A 20356-nucleotide genomic window follows, 5' to 3' on the forward strand; every position below is an offset into this window, starting at 1 on the left:
GCACATCAGGGATGGTGTGCCGCATCGCGCCTAAACGCAGCCAATGTGACGGCGGTCACACTGGCTGCGGCGCGCGCAGGATCAGGAACGCTTTTCCTGCAGCAGGGCCTTGACGTCGGCGCCCAGCACCTGCGGGCCGCCGCCGTATCGCTCATACACGCGCAGGCGGCCGGCCGTGTCATAGACATAGCTGCCGGCCGAATGGTCCAGCGTGTAGGTGCCTTCGGTCTTGCCGGGCACCTTCTTGTAGAAGAGCTTGAAATCCTTGGCCACGGCCGCCGTCTCTTCGGGCGTGCCGTGCAGGCCGACGAAGCCGGGATCGAAGTTGCCCAGGTAGGCCTTGAGCACCTCGGGCGTGTCGCGCTCGGGGTCCAGGGTGACGAAGACGCCCTGCAGCCTGTCGCCATCGGCGCCCAGCTGCTGCTTGACCTCGACCAGCTCCTGCAGGGTGGTGGGGCATACGTCGGGGCATTGCGTGTAGCCGAAGAAGACCACGACGACCTTGCCCGCAAAGTCCTTGATGCTGCGCTGCTTGCCGTCCACATCGCGCAGGGGAATGTCCTTGGCGTATTCGGCGCCCGTGACATCGACGCCCTGGAAACTGGTCTTGGCCTCGCGCGAGCATCCGCTCAGCGCCAGGGCGCCCCATGCCATGGCGGTCACGCCCAGAAAGCGCAGCGCTGTCCGTTTGTTCATGCTTCCTCAACAAGGTAGTTGCCGCAGGCTGCGTGGCCGCAAAGCCTGCGCGCCGCCCGGGCTGGAAAGGGAAAAGGCGAAAGCGTCTGCTGAAGGCGCTTTCGCACAGCCGCAAACCATAACCCATAACCGCAAGACCCCGGCGCTGCGGGGCCTGCCTGCCTCCATGAGACGGCCTGGCTGCCGGCTCGGTTCCTTGGCGCAGGCCTCAGTCGCCGTCGCCGGGGCGTCCCGCCGTGTCCCACGAGGCCGATGCTCGCAGCAGCCGGTCCAGGTCGCGCTTGGCCTTGCCGGCGTCGGCCATGCCCAGCCCGGCGGGCATGCGCATCATCCAGTGACCCTGCGGGTCCACCACGTACAGGTGGTCCTGCAGCGCATGGCCGGGCGCGGGCTGCAGCCAGCCGCGCAGCACGGCCTCGGGCACGCGCAGCACCGTGGCCTGGGCCAGCGCGGGGCGCAGGTGGGCGGGCACGGGTGCGTCGTCGGAGATGAGCCAGACCCGGTCCAGCCGGTCCTTTTCGCGGCCCAGGGTTTCGCGCAGCTGGCGCTGCAGATAGAGATGGCTTTCGCAGGCGCTGCCGCAGGCCCCGCCCGCCACGCTCAGCAACAGCCATTGGCCCTTGAGCGACTGCAGCGGTACAGGGGCGCCGTCCAGCGTGGTGGCCGTGGCCGGTGGCAAGGCTGGCTGGTCCGCGATCAGCTCGCCAAAGCTGCGCTGCTGGCCAGGCCGCAGCACGTAGTAGGTGAAATAGGAGGCCACCACGGGCGCGGCGCAGACCGCGAACACGGCCAGCATCTTCCAGCGGCCGCTGCGCGTGCGTTGCGCGCCGGCAAGGCTCGGCTGCAAGGGTGGCAGGCCATGGACAGTCATCTCCAGGGGAGTCTCAGGAGCGGGCATGGCGCGGGCGGACAAAGCGTCGGACGATTTGGAACCAGACATACAAAAGCGTGATCAGGGCCGCAAGTCCAAACCATTGGAACGCATAGCCATGGTGTTTCTCGACACCGGCCGTCACAACGGGCCAGTCGCGCCGCAGGCCTTCGCTGGCTTCGCCGGTCTGCAGCAGGCTCCATTCGCGCAGCGGCAGCCCGGAGGCCACGGCCCATTCGGCAATGTCCACATTCTGTCGGATGCGCGACTTTTGCCCATCAGGGTCTGCCCCTGCACGGCCGAATTCGTAGAGCCGGGACGGCGCGGCCTCCATGCGCCCCTGGACGGTCACCAGCCCTTCGGGCGTCTGCACCTCGGGCAGGGCCGTGCGGTCCAGGAAGTTGCGCGGCACCCAGCCGCGCTGCACGGCAATCACCACGTCCTCATGCGGCGCAGCCAGCCGCAGCGGCGTGAGCACGAAGAAGCCCGGCTGGCCCTGCATCTGGCGGTTGTCCAGGTACAGCGTCTGCCCCGCAATCCAGTGGCCCTGCAATTGCACGGGACGGTGCAGCCAGGGCGCGGCTTCGGGGTTCGGCGCCGCACCGGGCTGCACGGCTAGCTGGGCGTTGCTCCACGGCGGCAGGCCCTGCTGGCGCTGCACGGCGTCGAACAGTTCCTGCTTGTAGGCCGCGCGCTGCAGCTGCCAGCGGCCCAGGGACAGCGTGACGGCCACGCCGATCAGCGCGGCCAAGGTGATCAGTACAAACCGCCAGCGCTCTGGCATTCTGGAAACACGCACCGGATAATCCACCCATGAAATTCGTGATCGTTCTCGCCCTGCTGGCCATTGTCGCCAGTCTGGGCAGCGCCCTGTTCTTCATGATGCGCCGCAATCCCGAAGACCAGCAGGGAGCGGGCGACGACAGGCGCCGCAGCCGCGCCATGTTCCGTGCACTGGCGCTGCGCGTGGGCCTGTCCATCGCGCTGTTCCTGTGCGTGCTGCTGGCGGCCAAGCTGGGCTACATCCATCCCACCGGCTGGACCGCCGGGCAATAGACAAGCCCCCTGCCCCCACAAACAAAAAGAAGCGCCCTGGCGCTTCTTTTTGCATGGGGCCGGATACAGATTACATCCAGTAGACCAGCACGTAGAGGAACAGCCACACCACGTCCACGAAGTGCCAGTACCATGCCGCGCCCTCGAAGCCGAAATGCCGCTCGGCCGTGAAGTGCCCGGCATGCAGGCGCATGGTGATGAAGAACAGCATCAGCATGCCCACGAAGACGTGGAAGCCGTGGAATCCCGTGAGCAGGAAGAAGGTCGAGCCGAACACGCCCGAGGACAGCTTGAGGTTCAGATCCGTGTACAGGTGGTAGTACTCGTAGGCCTGCACGCACAGGAAGACGAAGCCCAGGATCACCGTCATCCACATGAAGGCGATGGTGCGGGCGCGGTGGCCGGCCTGCAGCGCATGGTGGGCAATGGTCAGCGTCACGCCCGAAGTCAGCAGCAGCGCCGTGTTGATGGTGGGCAGCCAGAACGGGCCTACGGTCTGGAAGGGCTCGACACTGTTGGCCGGCGAGGCCGTGGCACCCGCTGCCATGCTGGGCCAGACGGCCTTGAAGTCGGGCCACAGCAAGGCGTTGTCCAGGCTGCCCAGCGCGGGCACCGAGTGCGAGCGCGCCCACCACAGGGCGGTGAAGAAGGCGCCGAAGAACATCACCTCGGAGAAGATGAACCAGCTCATGCTCCAGCGGAAGGACAGGTCGATTTTGCGACCGTACTTGCCCGACTCGCTTTCATGCGCGGCCTCCCGGAACCAGAAAAAGAGCACGGCCAGCCACCAGACCAGGCCCAGGCCCAGGCTGTACATGCCCCATTCATGGCCGTTGATCCAGTTGCCCGCGCCCAGGATCACGAAGAACAGCCCCGCCGCCGCCATGACGGGATGGCTGGACTCTGCCGGCACGTAGTAGTAAGGCGTTTTGCCGTGGGTGGTTGCACTCATTGCTCAGCTCCTGACATTCTTGGTTCTGTGTTTCCCGTCGATCACTCTCTGTCCCCGATGGCCGCGCCGCTCAGACCACGAGCTTGACCAGCGCGATCAATCCCAGCACCAGCAGGAAGATGGCCGCCAGCCCCACTGCAATCACATGCAGCGGCGTGATGCGCTCCCCGTCCTGCTGGTACTCGCTAGCCCTGCGCACGCCGAACAGGGACCACGCCACGGCGCGCACCGTGCGCCACACGCTGGGCGGGCGGCGCTTGTCCCCGGGTTGCGGCGCATTCATGAGGCCGGCTCCTGCTTCGGCCCTGCGGCCACCGGCGCATCGCCCGTGGGCGCGGCCGGCGTCCTGCCGCCCACCTCGAAGAAGGTATAGGACAGCGTGATCGTGGTCACGTCCTTGGAGATGCGCGGATCGATCACGAAGGCCACCGGCCACTCGCGCTTTTCCCCTGGCTCCAGCGTGTACTGCGAAAAGCAGAAGCACTCGAGCTTGTTGAAATGCGCAGCCGCCTGGCGTGGCGCATAGCTCGGTATCGCCTGGGCCGCCATGCGGCGGTTCTGCACATTCTGGAATTCGTACATGACCGTGGCCAGCTCGCCCGGATGGACCTGCATGGAGCGCTGCGCCGGCTTGAAGTCCCAGGGCCCGCGCGCATTGGCGTCGAACTCCACGGTGATGGTGCGGCTCTTGTCCACCTGCGAGTTGGCCGGCAGCTTCACATCGCGCCCGGCCGTGCCGTTGCCCGGCACCTGCCGCTCGGACAGCGACAGGATGTTGATGCCCGTGAGCTCGCAGATGTGCTTGTAGATGGGAATCAGCACGTAGCCGAAGGCAAACATGCCCAGCGCCACCACGGCCAGCTTGCCCACCATCTTCGCGTTTTCACTGCGCACGCTCACGGATTGCCCTCCTGTTGCCTTCAAGCGCTCAATGGAGCACGGTGATCTTGATCACGAAGCCGGCCAGAAAGACCAGCGCCACCGATACCAGGATCAGCGCCAGCCGCACATTGGCTTTTCGTTGCTGTGCATCCATTTTTCTGATCTCCATGACTACTGGCAATCTCTGAGACTGTCGCGCCCCACCCCAGGGGCACCGAGGAAGGGGAAGGCGCGAAGCGACCCAGGCGGTGGTTCATTTCAGCCTATGACGCGGGTCGCCGTCGCATCCAGCTTGGGCGGCGTCTCGAAGGTATGGAACGGCGCCGGCGAGGGCACTTCCCACTCCAGGCCTTCGGCAGCCTCCCAGGGCTTTTGCGGCGCCTTCTCGCCCTTGCCGCGCATGGCGGGCACGACGACGAAGAGGAAGAAATACACTTGCATCAGGCCGAAGCCCAGCGCGCCCAGCGAGGCCACCATGTTGAAGTCGGCGAACTGCATGGGGTAGTCGGCATAGCGGCGCGGCATGCCCGCCAGGCCCAGGAAGTGCATGGGGAAGAAGGTGATGTTGAAGAAGATCAGCGAGCCCCAGAAGTGGATCTGGCCGCGCGTCTCCGAATACATCACGCCCGTCCACTTGGGCGCCCAGTAGTAGTAGGCCGCGAACATGGAGAACAGCGATCCGGCCACCAGCACATAGTGGAAGTGGGCCACCACGTAGTAGGTGTCCTGCAGCTGGATGTCGATGGGCGCCATCGACAGGATCAGGCCCGTGAAGCCGCCCATGGTGAACACGAAGATGAAGCCCACCGAGAACAGCATGGGCGTCTCGAAGGTCATGGAGCCACGCCACATGGTGGCCACCCAGTTGAAGATCTTCACGGCCGTGGGCACCGAGATCAGCATGGTGGCGTACATGAAGAACAGCTGGCCCGTGACGGGCATGCCGGTCGTGAACATGTGGTGCGCCCACACGATGAAGGACAGGATGGCGATGGACGAGGTCGCATACACCATGGACGCATAGCCGAACAGCTTCTTGCGGCTGAAGGCCGGCACGATCTGGCTGATGATGCCGAAGGCCGGCAGGATCATGATGTAGACCTCGGGGTGGCCGAAGAACCAGAAGATGTGCTGGTACATCACCGGATCGCCGCCGCCTGCGGGGTTGAAGAAGCTGGTGCCGAAATGGCGGTCCGTCAGCGTCATGGTGATGGCGCCGGCCAGCACGGGCATGACGGCGATCAGCAGGTAGGCCGTGATCAGCCAGGTCCAGGCGAACATGGGCATCTTCATCAGCGTCATGCCGGGCGCGCGCATGTTGAGCACGGTGACGATGATGTTGATGGCGCCCATGATGGAGCTGGCGCCCATGATGTGCATGGCCAGGATGGAGGTGTCCATGGACGGCCCCATCTGCAGCGTCAGCGGCGCATACAGCGTCCAGCCTGCGGCGGGTGCGCCGCCGGGCATGAAGAACGAGCCCACCAGCATCAGGCCGGCCGGGATCAGCAGCCAGAAGCTGAAGTTGTTCATGCGCGCGAAGGCCATGTCGGAGGCGCCGATCTGCAGCGGCAGCATCCAGTTCGCAAAGCCCACGAAGGCCGGCATGATGGCGCCGAACACCATGATCAGGCCGTGCATGGTGGTCAGCTGGTTGAACAGCTCGGGGTTGACGATCTGCAGCCCGGGCTGGAACAGCTCGGCGCGGATCAGCAGCGCCAGCACCCCGCCCACCATCAGCATGGTGAACGAGAACAGCAGGTACAGCGTGCCGATGTCCTTGTGGTTGGTGGCGAACATCCAGCGCCGCCAGCCCGTGGGCGTGGCGTGGTGGTGATGGTCGTCATGCCCGTGTCCATGCTCGTGCTCATGCGCATGTTCGTGGCCCTCGCCCGCAGGGCTGTGGATGGGGGGAAGTACGGCGCTCATGCTGTTATCTCCAATCGCTCATCTGTCTTGCGTGCTCACTGCGCAGGGAACTTGCCGGTGCGGGCGGCCACGAACTCGGCCGGCTGCACCAGCTGGCCGGTCTTGTTGGACCAGTGGTTCTTGGCAAAGGTGACCACGGCGGCCAGCTCGGTATCGCTCAGCTGCTTCCAGGCGGGCATGGCGCCGTTGGCACGGCCTTCCAGCACCACATGCATCATCTCGGCCGTGGGACCCAGGACCACGGGGCTGCCGTCCAGCGCCTTGATGGGTCCGGCGCCCTTGCCGTTGGCCTGGTGGCAGGCCGCGCAGTTGGCCGCATAGACCTTCTCGCCGCGTGCGATCAGGTCTTGCAGGGACCAGACCTTGCTGGGGTCGTCCTTCTTGGCGGCGGCGATCTTCTTTTGCTCGTCCACCCAGGCCTTGTAGCCGTCATTGGACAGCACCTTCACGTGGATGGGCATGTAGGCATGCTCCTTGCCGCACAGCTCGGCGCACTGGCCGTAGTAGTCGCCGGTCTTCTCGGCGCGGAACCAGGTGTCGCGCACGAAGCCCGGAATCGCATCCTGCTTGATGCCGAAGGACGGCACCATGAAGGAGTGGATCACGTCGTTGGCCGTGGTGATGATGCGCACCTTGCGGTCCACGGGCACGACCAGCGGGTTGTCCACCTTGAGCAGGTAGTCGTTGGGTGCCTTGGACACATCGCCGCTGTCGGACAGCACGCGGTGGCTGCTGTCCAGCGTGGAGATGAAGCTCAGGCCCTCGCCTTCGCCGTTGATGTAGTCGTAGCCCCATTTCCACTGGTAGCCCGTGGCCTTGATCGTGACATCGGCGTTGGTGGTGTCCTTCTGCGCCACCAGCACCTTGGTGGCCGGCAGCGCCATGAGCACGACGATGATGAAGGGCACGACGGTCCAGACCACCTCGACCGTGGCCGATTCGTGGAAGTTCGCGGCCTTGGCGCCGCGCGATTTGCGGTGCTTCCAGATCGAATAGAACATCACGGCGAACACGCCGATGAAGATCACCGTGCAGATGATCAGCATCATCCAGTGCAGGTAATGCTGCTCGTGCGCGATGCGCGTGACCGCCGGATGAAGGTTGAGCTGATTGACGGCCGGGCCGCCTGGCAGATCTGTCGCCGCATGTGCAAGGGAGCCTGCCCCTGCCACACTCATCAAGCCCCAGAGAACCAGCCTGGTGGAAATGCTTTTCATAGTTTTCACTTACATCTAAGCCTCGGGTTATCCACTCGCTCCGCTGCGCCGGCGTGGGGGCCGCGCAGCCAGACCGTTCAACGCCTGCCCAAAGGGCAACTCCCGGCCTCAACTGTCCGAGCATGCATGAAAGCGCCGCAGATGTGCCTGCGCGCAATCACCAATAGCGTGCCAGCCGGCATCAACGGCAGCTCGGACGTGGGACCAGGATGGGGGCGGGCCGCCATCCCCGCCTGCGCCTGCAGGCGCATGAACTCGGGGGACAGCAGCAAAGTGGATGGGAGGATGCGCGCGCGCCGGCCCTTCAGGGCATGTGTGCCGTGTGTGCCGTGCGGGCCGGGAGCGGATGGAAAGAGGCAGCGCATGCGGCCCAGCAGTGCGGGCAGCAGGGAACACAGGGACAGAAAAACCAGTGCCCGCTCCCAGAGGAGCAGGCACTGCTGCAGCCGGTGATGATCAAACTTGCGGGCGGGCCACTCTTGAATGCGCCGGCCCGTTCTCGTTCCCGTGGCAAAGCGAAACACCAAATCGTCTCCCCTTTCGGCCTGCGGACCGCTGGTCTTTTCCCGGCCCGGGAGAGCGAGCCCAGGGAAAAGCTGTTGTCTCTGTCAGCTCGGGAAAAGTGTAGACGTTTTTGTTTTCGATCAATGACCGGAAAGCGACATTCAGGCTATCGCAAACCCGTGTTGCGTGGCTGGCGCAGCATGCTGCGCATGTCCTCCAGCGACACGGCGCTGCTGGACTCCAGGCGCACGCGCGGCTGCGGCTTGTAGGCATGGCCGTAGACGATCTCGAAGGTCAGCGCCAGTTGCCGGTCGGGGCCGGCCAGGCGCTCGCGCAGGGCATCGTGCAGGCGCTGCTGCCAGCGGCGGCCGCGCAGCGCGGCAAAGCGCTGCGGATGGAAGTTGCGGCCCAGCTCGCGCAGCTCCTGCAGCAGCCGCTCGGGCGTGGCAAAGGTCAGCGTGATGTGCTCCATGTCCATCACCGGCTCGCTGAAGCCTGCGTGCACCAGCATGTCGCCCCAGTCGTGCATGTCGGTGAAGGCCTGGCCGGCGGGCGGCCAGCCGAGCTGGGCGTAGAGGGCATGCAGCTCGCGCAGCGTATCGGGCCCCAGGCAGGAGAACATCACATAGCCGTCCACGGACAGCGCCTGGTGCCAGCGCGCGATCAGCGCCTGCGGGTCGGCCTGCTGGTGCAGGGCCATGTTGGCCCACAGCATGTCCACGCCGGCGGGCTCGGGCTCGCCGAAGCGCGTGGCGCCCCCGGTCCAGCGCGCGGGCTGCCACCAGCGCGCGCCCAGCTGCTCGCGGGCGGCGGCCTCATGCAGCGGCGAGGCTTCATAGACCAGGCATTCGGACTGGGCATAGCGCTGGCGCAGCAGCGCATGGGCCTGCAGGCCGCCGCGCACGGGCTGCCAGTGGCACCAGCGCTGGGGCGGCTTGACGATCCAGTCCAGCCGCTCCTGCATGCGGCGCGCCACCTCCTCATGCAGCCACGGCGAGGCCGCAGGCGCGCCCTGCTGCCAGCGCAATGCGGCGGCCGGATCGATGGTGGGAGGCAATTCGTGGGACATGGCTGGGCGGGGAATCCGTGCTCCTCAAAAGACAGGCGCCCGGCCCCGGAGCAAAGGGGTGGCGGACGCGGCGCGAGTATATTGACTCCATGCCCAACCTGCCTGCGTCATGGCTTTCGCGCTGGCATGCCGGCCTGCCCGGCCTGCTGCCCAGCCAGTGCGCCGTCTGCCACCGCTGGCCTGCGCGGCGCCTGTGCCAGGACTGCCGCGCACGCTGGGCCGGACCCATGGCGCGATGCGGGCGCTGCGCCATGCCGCTGCCGGCCCGCACCGGCGCCGATGGTCCCCGCACCTGCGGCGCCTGCCTGGTCAAGCCGCCGCCGCTGACGCACTGCCTGGCCGCGCTGGACTATGCCTACCCGTGGCACACGGTGATCGGCGACTTCAAGTTCCGGGGAGATACCGGCCTGGCACGCAGCCTGGCCGATCTGGTGCTGGAGTTGCCTCAGGCGCGCGAGCAACTGCAGCAATGCGACCTGCTGCTGCCCATGCCGCTGTCGCCGCAGCGCCTGCGAGAGCGCGGCTTTCACCAGACCCTGGTGCTGGCCCGCGCGCTCTGCAGCGCATCCACCCGGGGCAAGCTGCGGCACCAGGCCGTGCAGCGCGCCCACACGGCACAGGCCCAGCATGACCTGCCGCGCGCCCTGCGCCTGCGCCAGCTGCGCACGGTCTTTGCCGTGCCACCTGCGCAGCTGGCCCACGTGCGCGGCCGCAAGATCCTGTTGATCGACGATGTGATGACCACGGGCGCCAGCCTGCATGCGCTGGCCACCTGCCTGCGCTGCGCAGGCGCGGCCGAGGTCAGCGCCCTGGTGCTGGCGCGCACGCCCTGACCGCAGGGGACCGGGGCCCGGGGCATCTGCCGCCGCGAGACAATACGGGCCATGTTCCATATCGTTCTCGTCGCGCCGGAGATCCCGCCCAATACCGGCAATGTGATCCGTCTGGCCGCCAACACCGGCTGCAGCCTGCACCTGATCGAGCCGCTGGGCTTTTCCATGGAAGACCGCCTGATGCGCCGCGCCGGCCTCGACTACCACGAGTACGCGCCCGTGCGCCGCCATGCCGACTGGCAGGCCTTCCTGCAGGACTGCCGGCCGGACCGCCAGCGCATGTTCGCCATGACCACGCACAGCAGCAGCCCCGCCCACGCCATCGGCTTCCAGCCCGGCGACTGGCTGGTGTTCGGCTCCGAAAGCAAGGGCCTGCCCGCCGAGGTGCGCGAGCAGTTCCCGCCGCAGCAGCGCCTGCGCCTGCCCATGCTGCCGCAGCAGCGCAGCCTGAACCTGTCCAACGCCGTGGCCGTGACGGTGTTTGAAGCCTGGCGCCAGCAGCAGTTTGCCGGCGCCGCACTGGCCGAGGGCGCGCCCGGCGCGGCCTGAGCGACCGGCCTGGGTCGGCGGAAAGTTCCCCGCCGATTGTTTCAACCGCTGAAAAAGCGCATTGCCAATCCAAGGGTTTATCCCGATTCCACATCGTCCTACATTTGAGTCATGGGCTCTACGTTACCAAGCGATTTCCGCAAGGAACGCCCTGTCCCAGAAACAAAACAAAGGACTTGAATCATGAAGAACACCCGCCGTTTTGCCGTCCTGGCCGCCCTCACCGTTTCCGCCTTCGCCGCCCAGGCCGCCGGCTTCGACTACGCCGACAACAGCAGCTACCCGCCCGAAGTGAAGACCCAAAGCACGCTGACACGTGCCCAGGTCATGGCTGACCTGAAGGCCGCCCAGGCCAACGGCACCATGCCCTCCGTCGCCGAAGGCTACCTGCCCATCCAGAACACCGCCACCGCTGGCGTGAGCCGCGAGGAAGTGCGCCGCGAGGCCGCCGCTGCCGAGCGTTCGGGCCAGCTGAACTTCGGCGCCTGAGCCCCAGACCCCGCAACCGCTGCCACCATGCAGCCAGCCCGCAGGTGCCGCCTGCGGGCTTTTTTCATCGCCGGGCCGCCCCAAGATGAAAAGCTCCCTCTTGGGAGGGCAGCGTGGGGGTCAGTTTTCATTCAGGCCTTGGCGCCGTAGTTGCGGGCCACGGACTCGGCCACGCAGGCGGGCTTGTCCGCGCCTTCGCGCTCCACGGTCACCAGCCAGGTCATCTGCAGGCCGCCGGGCTCGATGGGCTCGGCGGCCTGCAGCGTCAGGCGCGCGCGCAGGCGGCTGCCCACGGGCACGGGAGAGGTGAAGCGCACGCGGTTGAGGCCGTAGTTCACGCCCATTTGCGCGCCTTCGATGTGAAAGCAGCTCTGGAAAAACTGGGGAATCAGCGACAGCGTCAGAAAGCCATGCGCGATCGGCGCGCCGAAGGGGCCCTTGGACGCACGCTCGGGGTCCACATGGATCCACTGCTGGTCGCCCGTGGCATCGGCGAACAGCTGCACCTGCTGCTGGGTGATGGTGATCCAGTCGCTGACGGCGACTTCCTGCCCCACGCAGGCACGCACTTCGGAATAGGAATGGAAGGTTTTCATGCCCCAAATGGTAGGGGCCAGTGCCGCGCGCTCCATGTCGGGCGCGCGACAGCCAGGGTTAGCCCAGGGCCGGCCTCAGCGCGAGGCGCGCTGCACGAAGAACAGCCCCGTGCCCACGGCCATCAGCAGCGCGCCGAAGACCCGGTTCTGGCTGCGCACGGCACGCGCGCTGCGCATGAAGCCGCGCAGCGCGCTGGCGCTGGCCGCATAGCCGTGCATGACCATGGTGTCCACGGCCAGCATGGTGGCGGCCAGGATCAGCAACTGCAGCCACAGCGGGCGGCTGGTGGTCATGAACTGGGGCAGCACAGCCACCATGAAGATGATGCCCTTGGGGTTGGTGGCGTTGGTCAGGAAGCCCGTGAGCACGCGGCGGCGCACGCTGAGCTCGGGCATGGATTCCTGGGTGGCCAGGGGTGCGGCACCCGAGCGCCATTGGCTGATGCCCAGGTAGATCAGGTAGCACGCGCCGACGATCTTCACGGCGTTGAACGCCCATTCGGAGGCCAGCAGCAGCGAGCCCACGCCCGCGCCGGCGATCAGCAAGATGGTCAGCAGCCCCAGCTGCAGCCCGAAGATGGTGGCGCTGCTCTTGCGCACGCCATACGACAGGCCATGGCTCATGGACAGCACGGCGCCCGAGCCCGGGGAGACCGCAATGATCCAGCAGGCCACAAAGTAGGCGATCCAAGTGTGCCAATCCATGCCAAACACCTTAAAAATACGGAGCAGGCCGGCATCTTAAAACCGTGCAGCCGATCTGGCGCACTGCCGCGGCAAAGCCGGATGGGGCGGTGAAGCATTCGGTGGCATTTTTCATCGCCGGGCCGCCCCAAGATGAAAACGGCCCCCTCGGGGGGCGCCCGGCCAGGGGCAGCGGACCTAGCGCAGCAAAGGGAGCGTGGGGGCATTTTCAACCCTGTCAAAAAGCTGACCCAGCTGTGAGAGTGACACAATCAATCACCCCAGGGTAAACACCAACTCCAAGATCCCGAGCTTCCATGGAACACAGCGCCCCCATCTGGCTGACCTACGGCTTTCTCTATCTCACCGCCGCCGTGCTGGCCGTGCCCATTGCGCGTGCCCTGGGCCTGGGCGCCATCATTGGCTACCTGGGTGCCGGCATTGCCATGGGCCCCTGGGGACTGTCGCTTGTCAGCAATGTGGATGACATTCTTCACTTTGCCGAGTTCGGCGTGGTGCTGATGCTCTTCGTGATCGGGCTGGAGCTGCAGCCCAGCCGCCTGTGGGAGCTGCGCCGGCCCATCCTGGGATGGGGGCTCGCGCAGATGCTGGCCTGCACGGGCGTGCTGTTCCTGGCGGCCTGGGCCTTCGGCTTTTCCTGGCGCGTGAGCCTGATCGCGGGCATGGGCCTGGCCCTGTCGTCCACGGCCATCTGCCTGCAGGTCATGGCCGAGCGCAACCTCATGCGCACGCCCAGCGGCCAGGCCGGCTTTTCCATCCTGCTGTTCCAGGACGTGGCCGCCATTCCCATCCTGGCGCTGATCCCCATCCTGGGCGCGGTCAAGGCCGCCAATGCCACGCACACAGACAGCCACCTGTGGCTGCAGGTGCTCAAGACCGTGGGCACCATCGCCGCCGTGGTGGTGGGCGGCCGCCTGCTGCTGCGCCCCCTGCTGCGCTGGATCGCCCGCAGCCGCACGCCCGAGATCTTCACGGCCACCTCGCTGCTGCTGGTGGTGGGCATTGCCATGCTGATGGTGCAGGTGGGCCTGTCCATGGCGCTGGGAGCCTTCCTGGCCGGCGTGCTGCTGGCCGACAGCGAGTACCGCAGCGAGCTGGAGACCAACATCGAGCCCTTCAAGGGCCTGCTGCTGGGCCTGTTCTTCATGGCCGTGGGCATGAGCATCGACTTCGGCGTGCTGCTGCGCGCGCCCTGGGCCATGGCGGCCATGGTGCTGGGCTTTCTGGCGCTCAAGGGCGCCGTGCTCTACACCCTGGCCCGCGTGCTGAAGCTGCCCTGGCGCGAGCGCCCGGTGTTCACCCTGCTGCTGGCCCAGGGCGGCGAGTTCGCCTTCGTGGTGTTCCAGACGGCGGCGCAGTACAAGGTGTTCCACCACAGCATCTCGTCCATGCTGGTGGCCGCCGTGGCCCTGTCCATGCTGATCGGCCCGCTGGTGCTGGTGCTGATGGACAAGCTGCTGCTCAAGCGCTTTGCCGACATGAAGGATTGCCAGGTCGACGGCGCGGGCCAGGCTGCCAGGGCCCATGAAATCTCGGAGCCGCAGGACGCGCAAATCATCATTGCGGGCTTTGGCCGCTACGGCCAGATCGTGGCGCGCGTGCTGCTGACCCAGGGCGTGCCGGCCACCATCCTCGACCACAGCGTGGAGATGCTGGAAGTGGCACACACCTTCGGCTACCGCGTGTTCTTCGGCGATGCCACCCGCATGGACCTGCTGCGCATTGCCGGCGCGGACAAGGCGCGGGTGCTGGTCATTGCCGTGGACTCTTCCGAGCAATCGCTGAAGATCGCCGCCCGCGTGCGCAAGCGCTTTCCGCACCTGGAGATCGTGGCCCGCGCGCGCGACATGGCCCACTGGTACCAGTTGCGCGACCTGGGCGTGCACCATGTCGAGCGCGAAGTCTTCGAGTCCAGCCTGGTCTCGGCACGCACCGTGCTGGAGCTCGCTGGCCACAGCCCTGCCGAGGCCCGGCGCACCACCGCGCGCTTTCGGGAGCACAACCTGCAGCTGATCGAGCGCATGTACCCCCACCACAAGGACCAGGCCCAGCTCATTGCCGTGGCCAAGCAGGGCCGCCAGCAACTGGTCGAGCAGATGGCCAAGGAGCGGCAGGAGGCCCAGGCGCAGCAGGAGAAGGAGCAGGCGCCGCAGGAAGCCCCGCCCCCGCCCGCCCCCTGAAAACCGGGCCTCAGGACGCGCCCAGCGCCTGCACCATGTGGTCCACGAACTGCGCCAGCTTGGGCAGCTGGCGGCGGTCCGGCAGATAGACCAGGTGCACCGGGCGCGGCAGTGGCACGCAGTCCTGCAGCACGGGCACCAGCCGGCCAGCGGCCATGTCGGCGGCCAGCAGCACCTCGGGCTGCAGGATCAGGCCCAGGCCGCGCAGCGCCGCATGGCGCAGCCCGTCGCCGCTGTTGCAGCGCAGGCGGGCATCGTCGGGCCACTGCACCGGCGCCGAGCCGTCGCCGCGCAGAATCCATTCCGAGCGGCGCTGCCAGACCGCGTAGCTCAGGCAGTCATGGCGCGCCAGATCGCCCACGCCACGCGGATGACCGCGCCGCCGCAGGTACGAAGGCGCCGCCGCGATCACCATGCGATAGGGCTGCAGCGGCCGCGCCACCAGGCCTTCGCCGCCCACGGGACCGATGCGCACGGCCACGTCGATGTTCTCGCCCACCAGGTCGGCCATGCTGTCGCTCAGTTGCAGGTCCACGCGCACCAGCGGATTGGCCAGCTGGTAGTCGGCCACCAGCGGCGCGATCACATGGTTGCCCAGCGTGGTCGGCGCGCTGATGCGCAGCAGGCCCTGGGGTGCGCTGCGGCTGCGCTCCACGGCAGACTCGGCCCAGCGCAACTGCTCGAAGACCTGGCGGCTGTCCTCGTAGAAGCTGCGGCCCACCTCGGTCAGGCTGTGGCGCCGCGTGGTGCGCTGCAGCAGGCGCGCGCCCAGGTGGGCTTCCAGTTGCTGCACATGCTTGCCCACCATCACGGCCGAGATATCCAGGCGCCGCGCGGCCTGGGCAAAGCTGCCGTCCTCGACCACGGCCATGAAGACCTCCATATTGCGCAGCTTGTCCATGGATTGCTAACCAATGCTTAGTAGTACAAAAAGATTTCGCTACTTTATGGCATGAGCGATTTGCAAAACACTGGAGGCCTGTTCACTCCTTCCGAAAGAAAACCGCATGAAGATCCTGCTCATCGGTGCCACCGGCACCATTGGCCGCGCTGTCCACGCCCTGCTGGCCCCGCGCCATGAGATCGTCACCGTGGGCCGCAACAGCGGCGACCTGCGCGCCGACTTCACGCAGCCCGAGACGCTGCAGAAAATGTTCGAAGCCGCCGGCCAGGTGGACGCCATCGTCAGCACGGCCGGCAAACTGCACTTCGGCCCGCTGTCCGAGATGACGGCCGAGCAGTTCAACTCCGGCCTGCAGGACAAGCTGCTGGGCCAGGTGCGGCTCGCCCTGCTGGGCCAGCGCTGGCTGCGCGACGGCGGCTCCATCACGCTGACCAGCGGCGTCGCCGCCACCGAGCCCATCCGCCACGGCGCCAATGCATCGACGGTGAATGCCGCCCTCCACGGCTTCGTCACCGGCGCTGCGGTCGAACTGCAGCGCGGCCTGCGCATCAATGCCGTGAGCCCCACCTTGCTGACCGAATCGGCCGATGCCTATGGCTCGGTCTTCCCCGGCTTCGAGACCGTGCCCGCCGCGCGCGTGGCCCTGGCCTACCAGCGCAGCGTGGAAGGCGCCCAGACCGGCAGGGTCTTCGAAGTGCTCTGATCCATGTCTTGCGGCGGGCCCTCGGCAAAGTCCTTGCGTGCCCCGCCCAAAAAGGCTGCGTGCTACGCTGCGCGCCACCATGTTCAACCCCACCCAAGCCGATGTGCGGCGCTTTTTCTGCGGCGTGCGCACCAAGATGCTGAGCGGCGCGCCGATGGAGGCCATAGAGACGCTGGCCAGCCTCTGGATCGCCGAGCATCCCGAGTATTTCGATGACCTTGCCGACGTGGACGCCGCCCTGCTGCGCGACTACGACGCCACGCCCGGCGTGACCAATCCGTTTTTGCATCTGTCCATGCATCTGTCCATCAGCGAGCAGTGCAGCATCGACCAGCCGCGCGGCATACGCCAGGCCGTGGAGCTGCTCAGCCGCCGCCTGGACTCGCTGCACGACGCCCACCACGCCACCATGGAATGCCTGGGGCAGATGCTCTGGGAAAGCCAGCGTTCGGGCCGCCCGCCCGATGGCGAGGCCTATATCGCCGCAGTCCAGCGCCGCGCCACGAGCGACGGCGCCAAGGCCACGGGCGGCGCATAGCGCCTCTGTGCATCCCCCTCAAGACAAAGCCCGCGATTGCGGGCTTTTGCTATGGGGTATGGGGCTGCGCGCGATTCACTGCGATTTGTGGCCCAGGCGGAAATGGGGCTGCGGCAGGGTCTGCAGCTCGCCATCGAGGCTGCCGATGTAGTTGGCCAGCGCCTTGAGTTCGCTGTTGGTGAACTGCTTGGCAATGCCGGCCATCACGCCGTTGCTGCGGCCGATGTGGGGGTTGCCTTCGGTCTTGTAGGACTTGAGGGCGGAGTACAGATAGTCCGCGTACTGGCCGGCCACCTTGGGGTAGCTGGGATCGATGGGTTTGGAAAAGCCCTGGCCGTGGCAGGATACGCAGGCGCCCTTTTGCAGCAGCGCGGCGACCTGGGTGCTGGGCTCGCGGACCTTGGCGTCGGCGGCCTTGGCCACGCCATGCTCGGCGTAGTAGGCCGCCACGTCGGCCATGTCCTGCTCGGTCAGCGGATCGGCAATGCCGCGCATGGTGGGATGCTTGCGTTCGCCCTTCTGGTAGGCCTGCAGCGCGGCCACGATGTAGGGTGCGCCCTGGCCGGAAATCTTGGGGACCTTGTACACCTCGGGGAAGCTGGCCTGGTAGCCCTGGATGCCATGGCAGCCAATGCACATGGCGATCTTCCCCTCCCCTGCCTTTGCGTCACCTTTGCTTTGCTGGGCCTGTGCCACAGAGGTCACAGATGCGACAGCCAGCGCCAATACCGTGGTCAAAGTTTTTATCATTTTGCGCGCACAATCCTTCAAGAGTTCTGACGGATGCCTACTGCTGAGCGGGTAGCGCGAACGATTATGGCAGTCACCGTCAAGCGTCCCCATCAATACTTACGCTGATACCGCCCATGAAATTTCAAGGTTCCGAGAACTACGTCGCCACCCAGGATTTGATGCTCGCGGTGAATGCCGCAGCCACCTTGCAGCGCCCGCTGCTGGTCAAGGGAGAGCCCGGCACGGGCAAGACCATGCTGGCCGAGGAAGTGGCCGCCGCGCTGGACATGCCGCTGCTGCAGTGGCACATCAAGTCCACCACCAAGGCCCAGCAGGGCCTGTATGAATACGACGCCGTCAGCCGCCTGCGCGACTCGCAACTGTCCGACATCGACGGCGGCGAGCGCGTCAAGGACATCCACAACTACATCGTCAAGGGCGTGCTGTGGCAGGCCTTCACGGCAGACCGGCCCGTGGCCCTGCTGATCGACGAGATCGACAAGGCCGACATCGAATTCCCGAACGACCTGCTGCGCGAGATCGACCGCATGGAGTTCTACTGCTACGAGACGCGCGAGATGATCCGCGCCAAGCACCGGCCGCTGGTGTTCATCACCTCCAACAACGAGAAGGAGCTGCCCGACGCCTTCCTGCGCCGCTGCTTCTTCCACTACATCAAGTTCCCCGACGCCGACACCATGCGCCAGATCGTGGCCGTGCACTTCCCCAAGCTGCAGGGCGAGCTGCTGGCCGCCGCGATGAAGGTGTTCTACGACGTGCGCAACCTGCCCGGCCTCAAGAAGAAGCCCTCCACCAGCGAGCTGATCGACTGGCTCAAGCTGCTGGTGGCCGAGGACATTCCCGTGGAATCGCTGCAGACCGCCGAGGGCAAGGTCGCCGTGCCGCCGCTGGTGGGCGCCCTGCTCAAGAACGAGCAGGATGTGAGCCTGTTCGAGAAGCTGGTCTTCATGAACCAGCGCAACCGCTGAGGCCAGCCATGCCGGATTCCAAGCCCGACACCGAAGGCCCCGACCACGCCGGCGCAGACCCGCGCGTGCCGGTCATCACCGGCCAGGTCACCACCATCCCCGTGGCTGGCGCCGTGGCGCACCAGGGCTTCGTGCAGCCCGTGGTCATGCGCTTCAACGGCGTGCGGCTCGAGCCCCTGGCGCTCAGCCATGAAGCGGGCCTGCGCGAGGCCGTGCAGGACGGCCAGCTGTGGCGCATCCGCGTGACCTCCGCGCCCGAGCCCGACGACGTGCGCGCCTATATCGAGGCCGCGCTGGAGCAGCGCAGCCAGGGCAAGCGCTTCGCGTTTGCCGTGCTCGACGACGACAGCGGCCGCGTGCTGGGCACCAGCAGCTACCACGACATCCTGCCCGAGGTGCGCCGCGTGGAGATCGGCTACACCTGGTACGCGCGCAGCGTGCAGCGCACCCATGTCAACACCTCGGCCAAGCTCATGCTCATGGGCCATGCCTTCGACACGCTGGCCTGCCATGTGGTGGGCTGGCGCACGGACTGCTTCAACTTCGCCAGCCAGCGCGCCATCGAGCGCCTGGGTGCCAGGAAGGACGGCGTGATCCGCGGCCACGCGCTGCGCCGTGACGGCACCATCCGCGACACCGTGATGTACAGCCTGCGCAGCGGCGAATGGCCCGAGTCGCGCGCCCAGTTGCTGGACCAGTTGCAGCGCCATTCGGACGGCAGCACCGCCGTGGCGCGCACATGAGGGCGCGTACGCAAGGCCCCCGGGAGATGCCATGCTGATCGACTTCTTCTACACCATGCGCGCGGCCAAGCTGCCCGTCTCGGTCAAGGAGTTCCTGACCCTGCTGGAGGCGCTGCAGGCCGGCGTGGTCGGCCCCAGGAGCGAGGACGCCTGGAGCCTGGACGACTTCTACCACCTGGGCCGCACCGTGCTGGTCAAGGACGAGAAGCACTACGACAAGTACGACCGCGCCTTCGCTGCCTACTTCAAGGGCGTGGAGATGGTGGCCGACCTCACGCGCGAGATTCCCCAGGACTGGCTGAAGAAGCTGCTGGAGCGCGAACTCTCGCCCGAGCAGAAGGCCGCCATCGAAGCCATGGGCTGGGACGAGCTGATGGACACGCTCAAGAAGCGCCTGGAGGAGCAAAAGGAGCGCCACGAAGGCGGCAACAAGTGGATAGGCACGGGCGGCACCAGCCCCTTCGGCCACGGCGGCTACAACCCGGCCGGCGTGCGCATCGGCGGGCCGGGCCGCAATAAGAGCGCCGTCAAGGTCTGGGAGCAGCGCGCCTACCGCGACTACGACGACACGCAGGAGCTGGGCACGCGCAACATCAAGGTGGCGCTGCGCCGGCTGCGCAAGTTCGCACGCGAAGGCAGCGACCTGGAGCTGGACCTGCCCGACACCATCCGCAGCACGGCCGCCAACGCGGGCTACCTGGACATCAAGATGATCCCGGAGCGCCACAACAACGTGAAGGTGCTGCTGCTCATGGACGTGGGCGGCACCATGGACGAGCACGTGCAGCGCGTGGAGGAGCTGTTCTCCGCCGTCAAGAGCGAGTTCAAGCACCTGGAGTTCTACTACTTCCACAACTGCGTCTACGACTTCATGTGGAAGAACAATCGCCGCCGCTTCGCCGAGAAGTTTCCGACCTGGGACATCATCCGCAAGTACAACAAGGACTACAAGCTGATCTTCGTGGGCGACGCCACCATGAGCCCCTACGAGATCCTGCAGCCCGGCGGCAGCGTGGAGTACATGAACGAGGAGCCCGGCGCCGAATGGCTGCAGCGCCTGACGCATGCCTTCCCGCGCTTTGCCTGGATCAACCCCGAGCCGCCCGGCGTCTGGCAGTACCGCCAGAGCATCAGCATCATCCAGCAGCTCACGGGCAACCGCATGTACCCTTTGACACTCAAAGGTCTGGAAGACGCCATGCGCCTGCTGTCAAAATAG

General features: G+C 66.5%; 24 protein-coding genes. 10 read left to right on the forward strand and 14 right to left on the reverse strand.

The annotated features are described in order from the left end of the window. Window positions 1-81: 81 nt before the first annotated feature. The 3 genes from ACRSCF_RS24715 to ACRSCF_RS24725 form a co-directional block, all read right to left on the reverse strand. Window positions 82-696 carry an SCO family protein gene (locus ACRSCF_RS24715; RefSeq protein ID WP_016453745.1) on the reverse strand — a complete coding sequence of 205 codons (615 nt, stop codon included), beginning with the start codon at window positions 694-696 and terminating at the stop codon, window positions 82-84. Window positions 697-904: 208 nt separating this feature from the next. Next, a complete protein-coding gene (locus tag ACRSCF_RS24720; RefSeq protein ID WP_016450147.1) occupies window positions 905-1594 on the reverse strand; it encodes an SCO family protein in 690 nt (229 codons plus the stop codon). Then, window positions 1581-2351, reverse strand: a complete 771-nt coding sequence (locus ACRSCF_RS24725; protein WP_324623356.1) for an SURF1 family protein — start codon at window positions 2349-2351, stop codon at window positions 1581-1583. Before ACRSCF_RS24725 ends, ACRSCF_RS24720 begins: the two co-directional genes overlap by 14 nt. Window positions 2352-2380: 29 nt before the next feature. Here ACRSCF_RS24725 and ACRSCF_RS24730 point away from each other — a divergent pair, with 29 nt between their 5' ends. After that, a complete protein-coding gene (locus ACRSCF_RS24730) occupies window positions 2381-2623 on the forward strand; it encodes a twin transmembrane helix small protein (protein ID WP_016450145.1) in 243 nt (80 codons plus the stop codon). Window positions 2624-2693: 70 nt separating this feature from the next. Here ACRSCF_RS24730 and ACRSCF_RS24735 read toward each other — a convergent pair whose 3' ends face one another. The 7 genes from ACRSCF_RS24735 to ACRSCF_RS24765 all read right to left on the reverse strand — a co-directional run bounded on the left by ACRSCF_RS24735 (window position 2694) and on the right by ACRSCF_RS24765 (window position 9176). Further along, window positions 2694-3575: a cytochrome c oxidase subunit 3 gene (locus ACRSCF_RS24735; protein WP_432675094.1), complete on the reverse strand. Its 882-nt coding sequence runs from the start codon at window positions 3573-3575 to the stop codon at window positions 2694-2696. 70 nt (window positions 3576-3645) lie between these two features. Then, the gene (locus ACRSCF_RS24740) at window positions 3646-3858 is read right to left on the reverse strand and encodes a DUF2970 domain-containing protein (RefSeq protein ID WP_016450143.1); all 213 of its coding nucleotides are present in this window, start codon (window positions 3856-3858) and stop codon (window positions 3646-3648) included. Then, window positions 3855-4475, reverse strand: coding sequence for a cytochrome c oxidase assembly protein (locus ACRSCF_RS24745; RefSeq protein WP_016453742.1), 621 nt, complete (start codon window positions 4473-4475; stop codon window positions 3855-3857). The genes ACRSCF_RS24740 and ACRSCF_RS24745 overlap by 4 nt, the downstream gene beginning before the upstream one ends. 28 nt (window positions 4476-4503) lie before the next feature. After that, on the reverse strand, window positions 4504-4611 hold the full coding sequence (locus tag ACRSCF_RS24750; protein ID WP_016450141.1) for a cytochrome oxidase small assembly protein: 108 nt from the start codon (window positions 4609-4611) through the stop codon (window positions 4504-4506). 104 nt (window positions 4612-4715) lie between these two features. Continuing rightward, window positions 4716-6386, reverse strand: coding sequence for a cytochrome c oxidase subunit I (gene ctaD / locus ACRSCF_RS24755; RefSeq protein ID WP_016450140.1), 1671 nt, complete (start codon window positions 6384-6386; stop codon window positions 4716-4718). A 35-nt stretch (window positions 6387-6421) separates the two neighbouring features. Further along, complete coding sequence (coxB, locus tag ACRSCF_RS24760; RefSeq protein ID WP_016450139.1) at window positions 6422-7603, reverse strand: cytochrome c oxidase subunit II; 1182 nt, start codon at window positions 7601-7603, stop codon at window positions 6422-6424. A 670-nt stretch (window positions 7604-8273) separates the two neighbouring features. Beyond that, entirely contained in the window at window positions 8274-9176 is a 903-nt protein-coding gene (locus ACRSCF_RS24765) for a class I SAM-dependent methyltransferase (protein WP_034367837.1), read from the reverse strand. Between the two features lie 89 nt (window positions 9177-9265). Between ACRSCF_RS24765 and ACRSCF_RS24770 the strand changes: the two genes are divergently transcribed. The 3 genes from ACRSCF_RS24770 to ACRSCF_RS24780 all read left to right on the forward strand — a co-directional run bounded on the left by ACRSCF_RS24770 (window position 9266) and on the right by ACRSCF_RS24780 (window position 11047). Then, window positions 9266-10009, forward strand: a complete 744-nt coding sequence (locus ACRSCF_RS24770) for a phosphoribosyltransferase family protein (RefSeq protein WP_244387277.1) — start codon at window positions 9266-9268, stop codon at window positions 10007-10009. A 51-nt stretch (window positions 10010-10060) separates the two neighbouring features. Next, window positions 10061-10558 carry a tRNA (uridine(34)/cytosine(34)/5-carboxymethylaminomethyluridine(34)-2'-O)-methyltransferase TrmL gene (trmL, locus tag ACRSCF_RS24775; protein WP_016450136.1) on the forward strand — a complete coding sequence of 166 codons (498 nt, stop codon included), beginning with the start codon at window positions 10061-10063 and terminating at the stop codon, window positions 10556-10558. Window positions 10559-10741: 183 nt separating this feature from the next. Continuing rightward, window positions 10742-11047 (forward strand): DUF4148 domain-containing protein, encoded by a 306-nt coding sequence (locus tag ACRSCF_RS24780; protein WP_016453737.1) that lies wholly within the window; start codon window positions 10742-10744, stop codon window positions 11045-11047. 131 nt (window positions 11048-11178) lie between these two features. On the opposite strand, the gene ACRSCF_RS24785 is transcribed toward ACRSCF_RS24780, so the two are convergent. Both ACRSCF_RS24785 and ACRSCF_RS24790 read right to left on the reverse strand, forming a co-directional pair. Continuing rightward, window positions 11179-11643: a MaoC family dehydratase gene (locus ACRSCF_RS24785; RefSeq protein WP_017406698.1), complete on the reverse strand. Its 465-nt coding sequence runs from the start codon at window positions 11641-11643 to the stop codon at window positions 11179-11181. Window positions 11644-11718: 75 nt separating this feature from the next. Beyond that, window positions 11719-12348: a LysE family transporter gene (locus tag ACRSCF_RS24790; RefSeq protein WP_012203595.1), complete on the reverse strand. Its 630-nt coding sequence runs from the start codon at window positions 12346-12348 to the stop codon at window positions 11719-11721. A 296-nt stretch (window positions 12349-12644) separates the two neighbouring features. Here ACRSCF_RS24790 and kefC point away from each other — a divergent pair, with 296 nt between their 5' ends. After that, a complete protein-coding gene (gene kefC, locus ACRSCF_RS24795) occupies window positions 12645-14528 on the forward strand; it encodes a glutathione-regulated potassium-efflux system protein KefC (protein ID WP_244387279.1) in 1884 nt (627 codons plus the stop codon). A 10-nt stretch (window positions 14529-14538) separates the two neighbouring features. Here kefC and ACRSCF_RS24800 read toward each other — a convergent pair whose 3' ends face one another. Next, the gene (locus ACRSCF_RS24800; RefSeq protein ID WP_244387281.1) at window positions 14539-15429 is read right to left on the reverse strand and encodes a LysR family transcriptional regulator; all 891 of its coding nucleotides are present in this window, start codon (window positions 15427-15429) and stop codon (window positions 14539-14541) included. Window positions 15430-15535: 106 nt separating this feature from the next. Between ACRSCF_RS24800 and ACRSCF_RS24805 the strand changes: the two genes are divergently transcribed. Both ACRSCF_RS24805 and ACRSCF_RS24810 read left to right on the forward strand, forming a co-directional pair. Beyond that, window positions 15536-16135, forward strand: a complete 600-nt coding sequence (locus ACRSCF_RS24805; protein WP_017405388.1) for a short chain dehydrogenase — start codon at window positions 15536-15538, stop codon at window positions 16133-16135. 79 nt (window positions 16136-16214) lie between these two features. Then, window positions 16215-16673: a DUF1841 family protein gene (locus tag ACRSCF_RS24810; protein ID WP_016453732.1), complete on the forward strand. Its 459-nt coding sequence runs from the start codon at window positions 16215-16217 to the stop codon at window positions 16671-16673. Between the two features lie 75 nt (window positions 16674-16748). Here the strand turns inward: ACRSCF_RS24810 and ACRSCF_RS24815 are convergent, their stop codons facing one another. Further along, on the reverse strand, window positions 16749-17423 hold the full coding sequence (locus ACRSCF_RS24815; RefSeq protein ID WP_016450129.1) for a c-type cytochrome: 675 nt from the start codon (window positions 17421-17423) through the stop codon (window positions 16749-16751). A gap of 116 nt (window positions 17424-17539) precedes the next feature. On the opposite strand from ACRSCF_RS24815, the gene ACRSCF_RS24820 reads away from it, so the two are divergent. From ACRSCF_RS24820 to ACRSCF_RS24830, 3 genes are read left to right on the forward strand one after another with little or no spacing between them, the layout of a single operon-like run. Then, window positions 17540-18394 (forward strand): AAA family ATPase, encoded by an 855-nt coding sequence (locus tag ACRSCF_RS24820; RefSeq protein WP_016453731.1) that lies wholly within the window; start codon window positions 17540-17542, stop codon window positions 18392-18394. Window positions 18395-18402: 8 nt separating this feature from the next. Continuing rightward, window positions 18403-19137, forward strand: a complete 735-nt coding sequence (locus tag ACRSCF_RS24825) for a GNAT family N-acetyltransferase (protein WP_034367829.1) — start codon at window positions 18403-18405, stop codon at window positions 19135-19137. A gap of 31 nt (window positions 19138-19168) precedes the next feature. Continuing rightward, the gene (locus tag ACRSCF_RS24830) at window positions 19169-20356 is read left to right on the forward strand and encodes a vWA domain-containing protein (protein WP_016453729.1); all 1188 of its coding nucleotides are present in this window, start codon (window positions 19169-19171) and stop codon (window positions 20354-20356) included.

Origin of the sequence: Delftia sp. 11MD, from assembly GCF_050907895.1 — a bacterium.
GTDB lineage: Bacteria > Pseudomonadota > Gammaproteobacteria > Burkholderiales > Burkholderiaceae_C > Comamonas > Comamonas tsuruhatensis.

Bases quoted from the DNA above. Each gene is read 5' to 3' on its own strand.
- ACRSCF_RS24765 (WP_034367837.1), bottom strand. From the start codon at position 9,176: ATGTCCCACGAATTGCCTCCCACCATCGATCCGGCCGCCGCATTGCGC.
- kefC (WP_244387279.1), top strand. From the start codon at position 12,645: ATGGAACACAGCGCCCCCATCTGGCTGACCTACGGCTTTCTCTATCTC.
- ACRSCF_RS24725 (WP_324623356.1), bottom strand. From the start codon at position 2,351: ATGCCAGAGCGCTGGCGGTTTGTACTGATCACCTTGGCCGCGCTGATC.
- ACRSCF_RS24825 (WP_034367829.1), top strand. From the start codon at position 18,403: ATGCCGGATTCCAAGCCCGACACCGAAGGCCCCGACCACGCCGGCGCA.
- ACRSCF_RS24750 (WP_016450141.1), bottom strand. From the start codon at position 4,611: ATGGATGCACAGCAACGAAAAGCCAATGTGCGGCTGGCGCTGATCCTG.
- ctaD (WP_016450140.1), bottom strand. From the start codon at position 6,386: ATGAGCGCCGTACTTCCCCCCATCCACAGCCCTGCGGGCGAGGGCCAC.
- ACRSCF_RS24790 (WP_012203595.1), bottom strand. From the start codon at position 12,348: ATGGATTGGCACACTTGGATCGCCTACTTTGTGGCCTGCTGGATCATT.
- ACRSCF_RS24735 (WP_432675094.1), bottom strand. From the start codon at position 3,575: ATGAGTGCAACCACCCACGGCAAAACGCCTTACTACTACGTGCCGGCA.
- coxB (WP_016450139.1), bottom strand. From the start codon at position 7,603: ATGAAAAGCATTTCCACCAGGCTGGTTCTCTGGGGCTTGATGAGTGTG.
- ACRSCF_RS24800 (WP_244387281.1), bottom strand. From the start codon at position 15,429: ATGGACAAGCTGCGCAATATGGAGGTCTTCATGGCCGTGGTCGAGGAC.
- ACRSCF_RS24740 (WP_016450143.1), bottom strand. From the start codon at position 3,858: ATGAATGCGCCGCAACCCGGGGACAAGCGCCGCCCGCCCAGCGTGTGG.
- ACRSCF_RS24770 (WP_244387277.1), top strand. From the start codon at position 9,266: ATGCCCAACCTGCCTGCGTCATGGCTTTCGCGCTGGCATGCCGGCCTG.
- ACRSCF_RS24785 (WP_017406698.1), bottom strand. From the start codon at position 11,643: ATGAAAACCTTCCATTCCTATTCCGAAGTGCGTGCCTGCGTGGGGCAG.
- ACRSCF_RS24820 (WP_016453731.1), top strand. From the start codon at position 17,540: ATGAAATTTCAAGGTTCCGAGAACTACGTCGCCACCCAGGATTTGATG.
- ACRSCF_RS24810 (WP_016453732.1), top strand. From the start codon at position 16,215: ATGTTCAACCCCACCCAAGCCGATGTGCGGCGCTTTTTCTGCGGCGTG.
- ACRSCF_RS24780 (WP_016453737.1), top strand. From the start codon at position 10,742: ATGAAGAACACCCGCCGTTTTGCCGTCCTGGCCGCCCTCACCGTTTCC.
- ACRSCF_RS24830 (WP_016453729.1), top strand. From the start codon at position 19,169: ATGCTGATCGACTTCTTCTACACCATGCGCGCGGCCAAGCTGCCCGTC.
- ACRSCF_RS24805 (WP_017405388.1), top strand. From the start codon at position 15,536: ATGAAGATCCTGCTCATCGGTGCCACCGGCACCATTGGCCGCGCTGTC.
- ACRSCF_RS24815 (WP_016450129.1), bottom strand. From the start codon at position 17,423: ATGATAAAAACTTTGACCACGGTATTGGCGCTGGCTGTCGCATCTGTG.
- ACRSCF_RS24715 (WP_016453745.1), bottom strand. From the start codon at position 696: ATGAACAAACGGACAGCGCTGCGCTTTCTGGGCGTGACCGCCATGGCA.
- ACRSCF_RS24730 (WP_016450145.1), top strand. From the start codon at position 2,381: ATGAAATTCGTGATCGTTCTCGCCCTGCTGGCCATTGTCGCCAGTCTG.
- trmL (WP_016450136.1), top strand. From the start codon at position 10,061: ATGTTCCATATCGTTCTCGTCGCGCCGGAGATCCCGCCCAATACCGGC.
- ACRSCF_RS24720 (WP_016450147.1), bottom strand. From the start codon at position 1,594: ATGCCCGCTCCTGAGACTCCCCTGGAGATGACTGTCCATGGCCTGCCA.